This window comes from Citrobacter sp. MGH 55 (genome assembly GCF_016906145.1).
GTDB classification, from domain to species: domain Bacteria; phylum Pseudomonadota; class Gammaproteobacteria; order Enterobacterales; family Enterobacteriaceae; genus Citrobacter_A; species Citrobacter_A amalonaticus.
Map to the genome: position 1 here is coordinate 2,088,289 of NZ_CP070239.1, position 13,151 is coordinate 2,101,439.

Annotated in this window: 11 protein-coding genes, 1 other RNA gene and 1 pseudogene; 8 read left to right on the forward strand and 5 right to left on the reverse strand. The window is 55.3% G+C overall.

All coding sequences use genetic code 11. The features are described from left to right. The first annotated feature begins 51 nt into the window (after positions 1 to 51). Entirely contained in the window at positions 52 to 1,275 is a 1,224-nt protein-coding gene (gene deoB / locus JTI98_RS08380; protein WP_216082121.1) for a phosphopentomutase, read from the forward strand. Positions 1,276 to 1,473: 198 nt separating this feature from the next. Then, positions 1,474 to 2,193 carry a purine-nucleoside phosphorylase gene (deoD, locus tag JTI98_RS08385; protein WP_042999343.1) on the forward strand — a complete coding sequence of 240 codons (720 nt, stop codon included), beginning with the start codon at positions 1,474 to 1,476 and terminating at the stop codon, positions 2,191 to 2,193. An 82-nt stretch (positions 2,194 to 2,275) separates the two neighbouring features. On the opposite strand, the pseudogene lplA reads toward deoD, so the two are convergent. Together lplA and JTI98_RS08395 are read right to left on the reverse strand one after the other, a co-directional pair. Beyond that, positions 2,276 to 3,293, reverse strand: a pseudogene (gene lplA, locus JTI98_RS08390) (lipoate--protein ligase LplA). Between the two features lie 25 nt (positions 3,294 to 3,318). After that, positions 3,319 to 3,963 (reverse strand): YtjB family periplasmic protein, encoded by a 645-nt coding sequence (locus tag JTI98_RS08395; RefSeq protein WP_216082122.1) that lies wholly within the window; start codon positions 3,961 to 3,963, stop codon positions 3,319 to 3,321. Between the two features lie 117 nt (positions 3,964 to 4,080). Between JTI98_RS08395 and serB the strand changes: the two genes are divergently transcribed. From serB to JTI98_RS08415, 4 genes are all read left to right on the forward strand, one after another. Further along, positions 4,081 to 5,049 carry a phosphoserine phosphatase gene (serB, locus tag JTI98_RS08400; protein ID WP_042999345.1) on the forward strand — a complete coding sequence of 323 codons (969 nt, stop codon included), beginning with the start codon at positions 4,081 to 4,083 and terminating at the stop codon, positions 5,047 to 5,049. Positions 5,050 to 5,138: 89 nt separating this feature from the next. Further along, complete coding sequence (radA, locus tag JTI98_RS08405) at positions 5,139 to 6,521, forward strand: DNA repair protein RadA (RefSeq protein WP_044253979.1); 1,383 nt, start codon at positions 5,139 to 5,141, stop codon at positions 6,519 to 6,521. A gap of 21 nt (positions 6,522 to 6,542) precedes the next feature. Then, complete coding sequence (gene nadR, locus JTI98_RS08410; protein WP_042999347.1) at positions 6,543 to 7,775, forward strand: multifunctional transcriptional regulator/nicotinamide-nucleotide adenylyltransferase/ribosylnicotinamide kinase NadR; 1,233 nt, start codon at positions 6,543 to 6,545, stop codon at positions 7,773 to 7,775. Between the two features lie 21 nt (positions 7,776 to 7,796). Next, positions 7,797 to 8,696: a LysR family transcriptional regulator gene (locus JTI98_RS08415; protein ID WP_042999348.1), complete on the forward strand. Its 900-nt coding sequence runs from the start codon at positions 7,797 to 7,799 to the stop codon at positions 8,694 to 8,696. A gap of 7 nt (positions 8,697 to 8,703) precedes the next feature. Here JTI98_RS08415 and argP read toward each other — a convergent pair whose 3' ends face one another. Continuing rightward, entirely contained in the window at positions 8,704 to 9,597 is an 894-nt protein-coding gene (argP, locus tag JTI98_RS08420) for a DNA-binding transcriptional regulator ArgP (RefSeq protein WP_042322080.1), read from the reverse strand. A gap of 159 nt (positions 9,598 to 9,756) precedes the next feature. Here argP and rpiA point away from each other — a divergent pair, with 159 nt between their 5' ends. Together rpiA and serA are read left to right on the forward strand one after the other, a co-directional pair. Next, positions 9,757 to 10,416 (forward strand): ribose-5-phosphate isomerase RpiA, encoded by a 660-nt coding sequence (gene rpiA / locus JTI98_RS08425; RefSeq protein WP_042322083.1) that lies wholly within the window; start codon positions 9,757 to 9,759, stop codon positions 10,414 to 10,416. 267 nt (positions 10,417 to 10,683) lie between these two features. After that, positions 10,684 to 11,916 (forward strand): phosphoglycerate dehydrogenase, encoded by a 1,233-nt coding sequence (serA, locus tag JTI98_RS08430; protein ID WP_042999349.1) that lies wholly within the window; start codon positions 10,684 to 10,686, stop codon positions 11,914 to 11,916. Between the two features lie 394 nt (positions 11,917 to 12,310). On the opposite strand, the gene JTI98_RS08435 is transcribed toward serA, so the two are convergent. Then, a complete protein-coding gene (locus JTI98_RS08435; RefSeq protein WP_044253985.1) occupies positions 12,311 to 12,907 on the reverse strand; it encodes a 5-formyltetrahydrofolate cyclo-ligase in 597 nt (198 codons plus the stop codon). Positions 12,908 to 12,927: 20 nt separating this feature from the next. Continuing rightward, positions 12,928 to 13,111: non-coding RNA, 6S RNA (gene ssrS, locus JTI98_RS08440), on the reverse strand. Between the last annotated feature and the right edge of the window lie 40 nt (positions 13,112 to 13,151).

Genomic DNA, 13,151 nt, shown 5'->3' on the forward strand with positions numbered 1-13,151 from the left:
CTATATACTGATCTGATCGCTTTTTTGCAGCGCAGATGAATGGAGAACAAGATGAAACGTGCATTTATTATGGTGCTGGACTCCTTTGGTATTGGTGCGACGGAAGACGCAGATCGCTTTGGCGACGTCGGTTCCGACACCATGGGGCATATCGCTGAAGCCTGTGCCAAAGGCGAGGCTGACAAAGGGCGTAAAGGCCCACTGAATCTGCCAAACCTGACCCGCCTGGGTCTGGTGAAAGCGCATGAAGGGTCTACCGGTAAAATCGCAGCCGGTATGGACGCTAACGCACAAGTGATTGGCGCATACGCCTGGGCGCATGAGCTCTCTTCCGGTAAAGATACGCCGTCTGGCCACTGGGAAATCGCCGGTGTGCCGGTTCTGTTTGACTGGGGCTATTTCAGCGACCACGAAAACAGTTTCCCGCAGGAACTGCTGGATAAACTGGTCAAACGGGCAAACCTGCCGGACTATCTCGGTAACTGCCACTCTTCCGGTACGGTGATTCTGGACCAGTTGGGCGAAGAGCATATGAAAACCGGCAAACCGATTTTCTATACCTCCGCGGATTCCGTGTTCCAGATTGCCTGCCATGAAGAGACGTTTGGCCTGGATAAACTTTACGAGCTGTGCGAGATCGCCCGTGAAGAGCTGACCGAAGGCGGTTACAACATCGGTCGCGTCATCGCGCGTCCGTTCATTGGCGACAAAGCGGGTAACTTCCAGCGTACCGGCAACCGTCACGATCTGGCCGTTGAACCGCCCGCGCCGACCGTGTTGCAGAAACTGGTTGATGAGAAAGACGGCCACGTAGTTTCCGTCGGTAAAATCGCGGACATCTACGCCAACTGCGGCATCACTAAAAAAGTGAAAGCCACCGGCCTGGACGCGCTGTTTGACGCCACTATTAAAGAGATGAAAGAAGCGGGTGACAAGACGATTGTCTTCACTAACTTCGTTGACTTCGACTCCTCCTGGGGCCACCGCCGTGATATCGCCGGTTATGCGGCCGGTCTGGAATTGTTCGACCGCCGTCTGCCGGAGCTGATGGAGCTGGTGGGTGAAGATGACATTCTGATCCTGACCGCTGACCATGGCTGCGATCCGAGCTGGACCGGTACCGATCACACCCGTGAACACATTCCGGTGCTGGTGTACGGCCCGAAAGTAAAACCGGGCTCGTTAGGCCACCGCGAAACTTTTGCGGATATTGGTCAGACTCTCGCTTCGTACTTTGGCACGTCGCCAATGGAATACGGTAAAAACATGCTGTAATACCCGTTGTCTTTCGCGCTGTAGATGCGTTGACTTCATTCGCTCACCCCGGTCACATAGTTAATCTATGCTCCCGGGGATTCACGAATTCGTCGCCTTCCTACAACGCGAAATCCTTAGGGTATTTGAATACGTTTTGTAGGCCTGATAAGGCATAGCCGGCATCAGGCAAAAACAACAATACAAAAGGAACTGAAGATGGCAACTCCTCACATTAATGCAGAAATGGGTGATTTCGCTGACGTCGTTTTGATGCCGGGCGACCCGCTGCGCGCAAAACACATTGCGGAAACTTTCCTTGAAGATGTACGCGAAGTAAACAACGTTCGCGGCATGTTAGGTTTCACCGGGACTTACAAAGGCCGTAAGATCTCCGTCATGGGTCACGGTATGGGTATCCCGTCCTGCTCCATCTACACCAAAGAGCTGATCACCGATTTCGGCGTGAAGAAAATCATTCGCGTAGGGTCCTGTGGTGCTGTGCGTCCGGACGTAAAACTGCGTGACGTGGTAATTGGTATGGGTGCCTGCACCGATTCCAAAGTGAACCGCATTCGTTTCAAAGACCATGATTTTGCCGCGATTGCTGATTTCGGCATGGTACGTGACGCGGTTGACGCGGCAAAAGCACTGGGTGTGGACGCACGCGTTGGCAACCTGTTCTCTGCGGATCTGTTCTACTCTCCGGACGGCGAAATGTTCGACGTGATGGAAAAATACGGCATCCTGGGCGTGGAAATGGAAGCGGCGGGTATCTACGGCGTGGCGGCAGAATTTGGCGCGAAAGCACTGACTATCTGCACCGTGTCTGACCACATCCGTACGCATGAGCAGACGACGGCGGCTGAACGTCAAACCACGTTCAACGACATGATTAAAATCGCGCTGGAATCCGTTCTGCTGGGCGATAAAGCGTAAGACCTGGTGTGCCGGGGGGAGGCTTCGCCTCACCCGACCTACGGTTTTCCAGGCCCGCTGAGCAGTGCCAGCGGGCTTTTTATTAGCGCACCGCCTGTGCAATCCACGCCGACAATTCCCGCAACTCTTTTTCCTGCTCCGGAAAATCCCTCGTCAAAGATTCGCACTCCTGCTGTACGACACTGGCACGATACAGGCAGCCCTGAAGACGTGCGGCCAGCGCTTCTAGCGGTGCCGGATTGAGACTGTCCGTAAACACCTGCGCACGGGTGATATGCCCTTTCTCAACGTCAAAGTGCAGTTCGACGCCTCCCCAGGTAAAACGTTCATCCAGCAGATGCGAGAAGGCTGGTGCCTGCCCGAAGTTCCACTCCCAACTGCTCTGGCGGGCGAAGGTTTCGACAAAGTTCGGCAGATCGGGCGTGTTGTCCGGGGAGATCACCTCCGCTTCAACGCGTTCGCCGTAGTGGGCAAAAAAGGGCCTCGGTTACCGCCGCACACACCTGATCATGGGTGATGCCTGGCAACAGTTCGGTGAGATTCGCCACGCGCGAGCGTACAGAGGTAATGCCTTTGGCCGCCAGTTTCTTTTTGTCTGGATTCAGGTAGTTTGCCAGTCGGCTGAGATCGGCGTTCAACAATAGTGTGCCGTGATGAAAACCGCGATCTTTGGTTTCGCGGTAGGCTGAGCCAGAAACCTTACGGTCGCCATCCGCCGTTTTCACCACCAGATCGTTACGTCCTGAAGCTTCAGCCGTCACGCCCAGTGCGTTAAGCGCATTCAGGACAATGGACGTCGAGATGGTCTTATCGTATTCCGGCTTCCCGGCCATAAAGGTGAAACAGGTATTGCCGAGATCGTGGAAGACCGCGCCACCGCCGCTGCTGCGGCGCGCCAGGCGCACGTTGTCCTCTTCCATCCGCCGCGTATTGCACTCTTTCCACGGGTTTTGCGCACGCCCAATGACGACCGTATCGGCATTGCGCCACAAAAACAGCACGCGCTGAGTGGCGGGCATCTGACGGAAAATACACTCTTCGACCGCCAGGTTAAACCAGGGGTCATAAGAGTCAGAAATAAGCAGGCGAAGTGTCGACATGTCAGTTTTCCTTTCCTGTAACGAATTACTCTTTTTTCTCGCTCTCTTCCTCTTCCGGCACCGACTTGTTGGCGGTGAGCAGGAAGGGCGATTGCTGCCAGCGGGTTCGTTTACCCTGCAGCAGAGTGCGGGTCAGCACTACGCCGATGGCCAGTGAAAGCAGCAGCATCAGGCGTAAAATGTTGGTGGTATTATCCACCTGCCGGGCTTCAGTGGCTAAGGTATGCGTATCCAGCGTCAGGCGCAGATAGCCCAGTGGGCCATTTTTCCCCTGGATGGGTTCTACAATCTGCTGGTTGAAGTAGCCGCCGGCTTTTTTACCGTCCAGCGCCAGACGGTCGCGCACATTTACGCTTTCGCCTGCGCGGGCAATCATATCGCCTTGTTCATCATAAACGCCGGCATCAAGTATGCGGCTTTCCTTCGTCAACTGCTGCAGAATGGTCTTGATGCGTTTTTCGTCAGGCGTTTCGGTACGCATCAGCGGCGCGATGTTCAGCGTGACCTGGTGCGCCAGCGTGCGCGCCAACTCTTCAAGCTGCGGATTACGCTGTCTCTGGTGATTTTGACTGAACCAGGAGGCGCCCTGCATGAGCGCAACAAGCAGTGCGAGACAGAACAATACAATCACTGCACGATGAAGTCCGAATTTCAGTTTTGCGCGAGCCATATTCCACCTGCTGAAAATTTGAGGCTTAATGTTGCCAGAAGCGATGGTTACAGGGTAGCCTCATGCGTTATTTTCCCCGTGAACCTTCCCGGCCCGAACGATTTTACAGGAGCTTTAATGCCTAACATTACCTGGTGCGATTTGCCTGAAGATGTCTCTTTATGGCCAGGTTTGCCCCTTTCTTTGAGTGGTGACGAGGTGATGCCACTGGATTACCACGCTGGACGTAGCGGCTGGCTGCTGTACGGACGCGGGCTGGATAAACAACGTCTGACTCAGTACCAGAGCAAACTGGGCGCGGCGATGGTGATTGTCGCGGCGTGGTGTGTCGAGGACTATCAGGTCATTCGCCTTGCCGGTTCGCTCACGCCTCGCGCGACGAAACTGGCGCATGATGCGCAATTAGACGTTGCGCCGTTGGGGAAAATCCCGCATTTGCGTACGCCTGGCCTGTTGGTGATGGACATGGACTCCACCGCGATTCAGATCGAGTGCATTGATGAGATCGCCAAACTGGCCGGTACCGGCGAAAGGGTCGCGGAAGTGACCGAACGGGCGATGCGCGGTGAACTCGACTTCACCGCCAGCCTGCGCAGTCGTGTGGCGACGCTGAAAGGCGCGGATGCCAATATTTTGCATCAGGTACGTGAAAGTCTGCCGCTGATGCCAGGCCTGACGCAACTGGTGCTGAAGCTGGAAACGCTGGGCTGGAAGGTGGCAATCGCCTCCGGCGGCTTTACCTTCTTTGCCGAGTATCTGCGTGAGAAACTGCGGCTAACGGCGGCAGTGGCGAATGAACTGGAGATCATGGACGGTAAATTTACCGGCAACGTGATTGGCGATATCGTCGATGCGCAGTATAAGGCCAAAACGCTGACCCGACTGGCGCAGGAATATGAAATCCCGATCGCGCAGACCGTGGCGATTGGCGATGGCGCCAACGATCTGCCGATGATCAAAACGGCGGGGCTGGGGATTGCGTACCATGCCAAGCCGAAAGTGAATGAAAAGACGGAGATTACTATCCGTCACGCTGACCTGATGGGGGTGTTCTGCATTCTCTCCGGCAGCATGAACCAGAAATAATTGAGATACCGGCTGGTATTAAGGTGTAGGCCGGGTAAGGCGCCGCCGCCGCCCGGCACACAGGCGGTACAGAGATAACGAGGTAAACCGTGGCAAAAGCTCCAAAACGCGCCTTTGTATGTAATGAATGCGGGGCGGATTATCCGCGCTGGCAGGGGCAATGCAGCGCCTGTCATGCCTGGAACACCATCACCGAGGTGCGCCTGGCTGCATCGCCGACGGTGGCGCGTAATGAGCGACTGAGTGGTTATGCCGGGAGCGCTGGCGTTGCAAAGGTTCAGAAGCTTTCCGATATCAGCCTGGAAGAGCTGCCGCGTTTTTCCACCGGTTTTAAAGAGTTTGACCGCGTGCTGGGCGGCGGCGTCGTTCCCGGCAGTGCGATTCTGATTGGCGGTAACCCCGGCGCGGGTAAATCCACGCTGTTATTGCAGACGCTGTGCAAGCTCGCGGAGCAGATGAAAACCCTGTACGTCACCGGGGAAGAGTCCCTGCAGCAGGTGGCAATGCGCGCGCACCGTCTCGGTTTGCCGACCAACAATCTCAACATGCTTTCGGAAACCAGTATTGAGCAGATTTGCCTGATTGCAGAAGAAGAGCAGCCGAAGCTGATGGTGATCGACTCCATTCAGGTTATGCACATGGCGGATATCCAGTCATCACCCGGCAGCGTGGCGCAGGTGCGTGAGACGGCGGCCTACCTGACGCGCTTTGCCAAGACGCGCGGCGTGGCGATTGTGATGGTGGGCCACGTGACCAAAGACGGCTCGCTGGCCGGGCCAAAAGTGCTTGAACACTGCATCGACTGCTCGGTATTGCTGGATGGCGATGCCGATTCCCGTTTTCGTACCCTGCGCAGCCACAAAAACCGTTTTGGCGCGGTGAATGAGTTAGGGGTCTTCGCGATGACCGAACAGGGACTACGCGAAGTGAGCAACCCTTCGGCGATCTTCCTGAGTCGTGGCGATGAAGTCACCTCCGGCAGTTCGGTGATGGTGGTCTGGGAAGGGACGCGACCGCTGCTGGTGGAGATCCAGGCGCTGGTCGATCACTCGATGATGGCTAACCCGCGTCGTGTCGCGGTGGGGCTGGAGCAGAACCGTCTGGCGATTCTGCTGGCGGTGTTGCATCGCCACGGCGGTCTGCAAATGGCCGATCAGGACGTGTTCGTTAACGTGGTGGGCGGCGTCAAAGTCACAGAGACCAGCGCGGATCTGGCGCTGCTGCTGGCGATGGTCTCCAGCCTGCGCGACAGGCCGCTGCCGCAGGACCTGGTAGTGTTTGGCGAAGTGGGGCTGGCAGGAGAGATTCGCCCGGTGCCCAGCGGTCAGGAGCGTATTTCCGAGGCCGCAAAACATGGTTTCCGTCGCGCGATTGTTCCGGCAGCTAACGTGCCGAAAAAACCGCCGGAAGGGATGCAGGTTTTTGGTGTCAAGAAGCTGGCGGATGCGTTAAACGTGTTTGACGACTTATAATGAGTGAAACGGAGGTTACCCATGTCGTCATTTGATTATCTGAAAACCGCGATCAAGCAAAAGGGCTGTACCCTGCAACAAGTGGCGGATGCCAGTGGAATGACCAAGGGCTATCTCAGTCAACTTCTCAATGCCAAGATCAAAAGTCCCAGCGCGCAAAAGCTGGAGGCGTTGCACCGTTTTCTGGGGCTGGAGTTTCCCCGGCAGCAGAAAAATATCGGTGTGGTGTTCGGCAAATTTTATCCGCTGCACACCGGTCATATCTATCTGATTCAGCGCGCCTGTAGCCAGGTGGACGAGTTGCATATCATCATGGGCTATGACGATACGCGCGACCGCGCGCTGTTTGAAGACAGCGCCATGTCCCAGCAACCGACCGTGCCGGATCGTCTGCGCTGGCTGTTACAAACGTTCAAATATCAGAAAAATATCCGCATTCATGCCTTCAACGAAGAGGGGATGGAGCCGTATCCGCACGGCTGGGACGTCTGGAGCAAGGGCATCAAAGCGTTTATGGCGGAGAAGGGGATTGCGCCAAACTGGATCTATACCTCAGAGGAAGCCGATGCCCCGCAGTACCTGGAACATCTGGGTATCGAAACGGTGCTTATCGACCCGAAACGCACCTTTATGAGCATCAGCGGCGCGCAAATCCGTGAAAACCCCTTCCGCTACTGGGAATATATTCCGACTGAAGTGAAGCCGTTCTTCGTGCGTACCGTGGCGGTGCTGGGTGGAGAATCGAGTGGGAAATCGACGCTGGTCAATAAGCTGGCGAATATCTTCAATACCACCAGTGCGTGGGAGTATGGCCGGGATTATGTCTTCTCTCATCTCGGGGGGGATGAGATGGCGCTGCAATATTCTGACTACGATAAAATTGCGCTGGGCCACGCGCAGTACATTGATTTTGCCGTGAAGTACGCCAATAAAGTGGCGTTTGTCGACACCGACTTCGTCACGACTCAGGCCTTCTGCAAAAAGTACGAAGGGCGAGAACATCCGTTTGTGCAGGCGTTGATTGATGAATACCGCTTCGACCTGGTGATCTTGCTGGAAAATAACACGCCGTGGGTGGCGGACGGTCTGCGCAGCCTCGGTAGTTCAGTGGATCGCAAAGAATTTCAGACGCTGCTGGTGGAGATGTTGCGCGAAAACAATATCGACTTCGTGCATGTCGAAGAGGCGGATTACGATGGCCGTTTCCTGCGTTGCGTCGAGCTGGTCAAAGAGATGATGGGTGAGCAGGGGTGATCCTCGCCAGGGGTGAACGCGATGTTTAAGCACTTGCAGGATATGGCGCTGTTTGCCCTGGTCGCCGAACACGGCAGCTTTACCGTCGCCGCGCAAAAGGCGGGGCTGCCGAAGTCGAGCGTCAGTCAGCGTATCAGCCAGCTTGAGCAGCACGTTGGCATTCGCCTGATCAACCGTACCACCCGCAAACTGAACCTGACCTACGCCGGTGAACACTATCTGGTGCACTGCCGGGAAATACTCGCTGCCAGCGAACGCGCCGATTATGCGGTTCAGCGCCTGCGCGACAACCCCAGCGGACGATTGCGCATCACGTCGCCGGCGGGCATTGGCGCGACACTGCTCGCGCGCCTGAACACGCAGTTCCAGCAACGCTACCCCGATGTTTATCTTGAGGTCAGTATCTCCGATGAACTGCTGGATTTGGTGGACAGCGGTTTTGACGTCGCGTTGCGCACTGGTAAGCCGCAGGATTCCTCGCTGATCGGACGTATGATTGGCCATTGCCCGCGCTATTTGCTGGCCTCGCCCGATTATCTGTCACGTTATGCGCCGTTGAACCATCCCCGTCAACTGGTCGAACACCATTGCATCGCGCACAAAGCCTGGGCTGAGTGGTTATTTCATCGCGGTGATGAAGACTATCAGTACATGCCTGAGCGGGTGCATCTGACGGATAATCTGGTCTATGCCCGCGAAAGCGCCATCGCAGGGGCGGGGATCACGCTGCTGCCGGCGTTTATGCTGGAAGATAAAATCGAAAAGGGCGCTCTGATACCGGTACTGGCGCCATGGACAGTGGCGGGAAACGATCTTTGGCTGGTGTATCCCAGCCGTAAGCTGAACTCTCCCGCGCTGATGAGCTACATCGAATTTGCCATGCAGTTCGATGAGCTCAGACACTTCTACACCGCGGAATGAGACCGGCTCAGTCCTGACGCAGCACCTTGTGACCGTAGGCCAGCAGCGCGTCGGTGACGTTGCGCATCATCCGGCTTTCAGGCGCAAACCGATGCCAGTAGAGCATCCGGCGCTGAAACAGGCCTGGCGTGAGATCGATCAGTTCACCGCTTTGCAGCTCTTTTTCAATCTGCAGGTGCGGGATCATACAGCAGGTGGTGCCCTGACGCGCCAGTTGCACAAAGGCTTCCGAAGAGTTGACGATGTGGCACGGAACGCTGCCCGGCGGCAGATCAAAGTTCTGTTGCAGGAAGGCCTGGTGCATATCGTCCAGATGGTCAAACGCCACCGCAGGCGCTTTCAGCAGCGCGGAGCGGGTGACACCGTTCGGGAAGTAGCGTTCAGCAAACGCTTTGGAACCCACAAACAGATAGTCGAGCGCGCCGAGTTTATCCACCAGACAACTGGGCAGCGCCTGATGCTGAATACTCACCGCGCCTACCACTTCGCCGCGACGCAGACGTTCCTGGGTGCGGGTTTCATCTTCCACCTGCAGGTTAAGACGAATAGGGGAGTCAGCCAGTACCGGCGCCAGGGCCGGTAACAGCCAGGTCGCCAGACTGTCGGCGTTAACCGCCAGCGACAGCAGCAACGGCGTGGAGCCGGTCTGCTCATCGCCCAGCCATTCCTCTTCCAGCAGTTCGACCTGACGAAGCAGCGCCAACAGTTTTTGCCCCTGCTCGGTCGGACGCGGCGGAACGGTGCGGACCAGCAGCGGTTGTCCGAACATATTCTCAAGCTGCTTGATGCGTTGCGAAACGGCAGATTGGGTGATGCACAGCTTTTGCGCCGCGCGCTCAAACCCGCGTTCACGTATAACGGCATCCAGTGCTTGTAGTGTTCTGTAGTCCGGACGTTTCATTGATCTGACACACTCCTGAAATTTTTGCTTGTTCTGCACTATGACATAAATTTGCATTGGGTAAAGACGAAATCCGCAGCCTGCGAGCGGGTCGGGAAGATTTTTCCGCGCAATGGTCTATAATGCGCGTGAATTTTTCTCCACAAAGGCGAGACAATCATGACGCAGGATGAACTGAAAAAAGCAGTAGGATGGGCGGCACTTCAGTATGTACAGCCCGGCACCATTGTAGGGGTAGGTACCGGTTCAACAGCCGCGCACTTTATTGACGCGCTGGGCACCATGAAAGGTCAGATTGAAGGCGCGGTTTCCAGCTCGGATGCCTCAACCGAAAAACTCAAAAGCCTCGGCATCCCTGTGTTTGATCTCAACGAAGTGGACAGCCTTGGCGTTTACGTTGATGGCGCGGACGAAATTAACGGTCACATGCAGATGATTAAAGGCGGCGGCGCGGCGCTGACCCGTGAAAAAATCATTGCCTCCGTGGCGAAGAAATTTATCTGTATCGCCGACGCGTCCAAGGAAGTGGATATTCTGGGTAACTTCCCGCTGCCGGTTGAGGTTATCCCAATGGCGCGCAGCGCAGTGGCCCGCCAGTTAGTCAAACTGGGCGGTCGTCCGGAATACCGTCAGGGCGTGGTGACTGACAACGGTAACGTGATCCTTGATGTGCACGGCATGGAGATCCTCGATCCGGTGGCGATGGAAAATGCCATTAACGCTATTCCCGGCGTGGTGACTGTCGGCCTGTTTGCTAACCGTGGCGCGGATGTGGCGTTAATCGGGACCGCTGACGGCGTCAAAACCATCGTGAAATGATCTGACCAGGGGAGCGCTTCCCCGGTTAAAATTTTTTTGCAGGGCAAATTTGGTGACATGTATCACGTTTTGAATCTTGCCCTGCTGATTTCTCCAAAGAAAAACTTATCCCCAGCATTTTCCTCTGGCATTTGCCACTGAATGAACGTTCCTCAACAGAGCGACGCAAACGTTCATATTGCCGCAATAATTATTTTTGATATGTTGAAAGGCGGATGCAAATCCACACACACAATATCAGATTGCATAAAAAGACAGGGTCGGGAAATGGCAAAGGTATCGCTGGAGAAAGACAAGATTAAATTTCTGCTGGTTGAAGGCGTGCATCAAAAGGCGCTGGATAGCCTTCGGGCGGCAGGTTATACCAACATCGAATTTCACAAAGGGGCACTGGATGCTGAAGAGCTGAAAGAGTCCATCCGTGATGCCCACTTCATTGGCCTGCGATCCCGTACCCATCTGACAGAAGAGGTGATCAACGCGGCGGAAAAACTGGTCGCTATCGGTTGCTTCTGTATCGGCACCAACCAGGTAGACCTGAAGGCGGCAGCAAAGCGCGGTATTCCGGTGTTTAACGCGCCGTTCTCTAACACTCGTTCCGTGGCGGAGTTGGTGATTGGTGAGTTGCTACTGCTGCTGCGCGGCGTACCGGAAGCAAATGCCAAAGCGCACCGCGGCGTGTGGAATAAACTGGCTGCCGGTTCGTTTGAAGCGCGTGGTAAAAGACTCGGCATTATTGGCTACGGCCACATCGGGACTCAATTGGGTATTCTGGCGGAATCCCTGGGGATGCACGTTTACTTCTACGACATTGAAAACAAGCTGCCGCTGGGTAATGCCACTCAGGTTCAGCATCTGTCTGAACTGCTCAACATGAGCGACGTGGTCAGCCTGCACGTGCCGGAAAACGCCTCAACGAAGAACATGATGGGCGCGAAAGAGATCGCGCTGATGAAGCCTGGCTCGCTGCTGATCAACGCCGCACGTGGCACCGTGGTAGATATTCCCGCGTTGTGCGATGCGCTGGCGACCAAACACCTGGCAGGGGCGGCAATCGACGTGTTCCCAACCGAGCCGGCAACCAACAGCGATCCGTTCACTTCACCGCTTTGCGACTTTGATAACGTGATTCTGACGCCGCATATCGGAGGTTCCACTCAGGAAGCGCAAGAAAACATTGGTCTGGAAGTGGCAGGTAAACTGGCGAAGTATTCTGATAACGGCTCTACGCTTTCTGCGGTTAACTTCCCGGAAGTGTCGCTGCCGCTCCACGGCGGGCGTCGTCTGATGCACATCCATGAAAACCGTCCTGGCGTGCTGACTTCCCTGAACCAGATTTTTGCCGAGCAGGGCGTCAACATTGCCGCGCAGTATCTGCAAACGTCGGCGCAAATGGGTTATGTCGTTATCGACATTGAAGCGGATGAAGCAGTCGCCGAGAAAGCGCTGTTGGCGATGAAGGCCATTCCGGGCACTATTCGCGCGCGCCTGTTGTACTGATCCTTACCGATGCGGGCAGGCGCTGAGTCTGCCCGTCATTTCTTCCTTTCTCCTTTCGTTTTCCCGACATCGCCATCCTTTTTGTAACGTATACATCTTGTTTTCGAGCCTTGCCGCAATTGATGATTAAAGGCTTCGCTACGCGTTGTACATCAACAAAAGGAATTTACGATAAAGGCGCAGCACAGCGCTGAAACGGGAAAGCCCCTACCGAAGCAGGGGCTCTAAAAAGGAAAGGGACGATGATGAGTTATGTCATCATGCTGCTTATCCTGTTAATCATCGCCTGGCCAGCATATTAACAGCGAAAACGCAGGAGGGAGGTTCGCCTCCCTCACCCTTACCGAGGAAATTTAGGTCAAAAAAACGGCGGTGTCAATCAGCAAAGAAGCGCTTACCATTCCCACACTTTTGACGGCGTTACGACGGCCGGTAAGGGGACATCCCACTCTTCTGCCGGCAATTTCTCCACACGCTGACAGTCGTGGGCATACCCTACGGGCGTCAGACCATGCTGTTGCCAGTTTTGCAAGGTGCGATCGTAGAATCCGCCACCCATCCCTAAACGCTGACCGTACTCATCAAACGCCACCAGTGGCGTGACCAGCACGTCCAGTTGCGAAAGCGGCAGAACATCACGAACGTCGAGTTTAGGTTCCTGAATCTTCAGCCGATTAGTGATCAGTTCACTGTGCGGGTGATAGTGCAGAAACAGCAAATTACCGGGGCTGAATGGGTGCAGGACCGGGAGATAGACGCGTTTCCCCGCGTGCCAGAGTTGTTCAATTAGGGGCTGAGTATCGAGTTCGCCATCAAATGACAAAAACACGGCGACCGTGTGCGCCATCACTACGGGAGGGTATGCAAGCATGCGTGTTGCGGCCTGCTGACCGAAGGTGATTTGCTGCGAAAGTGTGAGCGCACGACGACGTTGCCTAATCATCTGGCGAATGGTTTGTCGTGATAAAGGGAGTTCAGAAAGTAATGTCATGGCTGTCGCCAGGTAGAAGGAGAATCTCCGAGATGCCGCCGCAGGCTGTAACCCTTGAACCCTTGGTTCAAGGTGAATGCGTCGTCACAGTTTTAAGGCTTCTCGGACGGACCGAGCATGCTCACCAACCATGGATCGCCACATTCTTGTGGTATGAAATATCGGCTCAGGGGACTGGCCCGCTTGCAAACATCTCAGAGAAATTTTTGTCTTCACGGTCACTCTACCATAGTAAACCGAAAAG

What these genes read in the sequence shown, in the direction of transcription:
- deoB (WP_216082121.1), top strand. Translation starts at nt 52, where the DNA reads ATGAAACGTGCATTTATTATGGTGCTGGACTCCTTTGGTATTGGTGCG.
- deoD (WP_042999343.1), top strand. Translation starts at nt 1,474, where the DNA reads ATGGCAACTCCTCACATTAATGCAGAAATGGGTGATTTCGCTGACGTC.
- JTI98_RS08395 (WP_216082122.1), bottom strand. Translation starts at nt 3,963, where the DNA reads ATGGCTCGCGCAAAACTGAAATTCGGACTTCATCGTGCAGTGATTGTA.
- serB (WP_042999345.1), top strand. Translation starts at nt 4,081, where the DNA reads ATGCCTAACATTACCTGGTGCGATTTGCCTGAAGATGTCTCTTTATGG.
- nadR (WP_042999347.1), top strand. Translation starts at nt 6,543, where the DNA reads ATGTCGTCATTTGATTATCTGAAAACCGCGATCAAGCAAAAGGGCTGT.
- JTI98_RS08415 (WP_042999348.1), top strand. Translation starts at nt 7,797, where the DNA reads ATGTTTAAGCACTTGCAGGATATGGCGCTGTTTGCCCTGGTCGCCGAA.
- argP (WP_042322080.1), bottom strand. Translation starts at nt 9,597, where the DNA reads ATGAAACGTCCGGACTACAGAACACTACAAGCACTGGATGCCGTTATA.
- rpiA (WP_042322083.1), top strand. Translation starts at nt 9,757, where the DNA reads ATGACGCAGGATGAACTGAAAAAAGCAGTAGGATGGGCGGCACTTCAG.
- serA (WP_042999349.1), top strand. Translation starts at nt 10,684, where the DNA reads ATGGCAAAGGTATCGCTGGAGAAAGACAAGATTAAATTTCTGCTGGTT.
- JTI98_RS08435 (WP_044253985.1), bottom strand. Translation starts at nt 12,907, where the DNA reads ATGACATTACTTTCTGAACTCCCTTTATCACGACAAACCATTCGCCAG.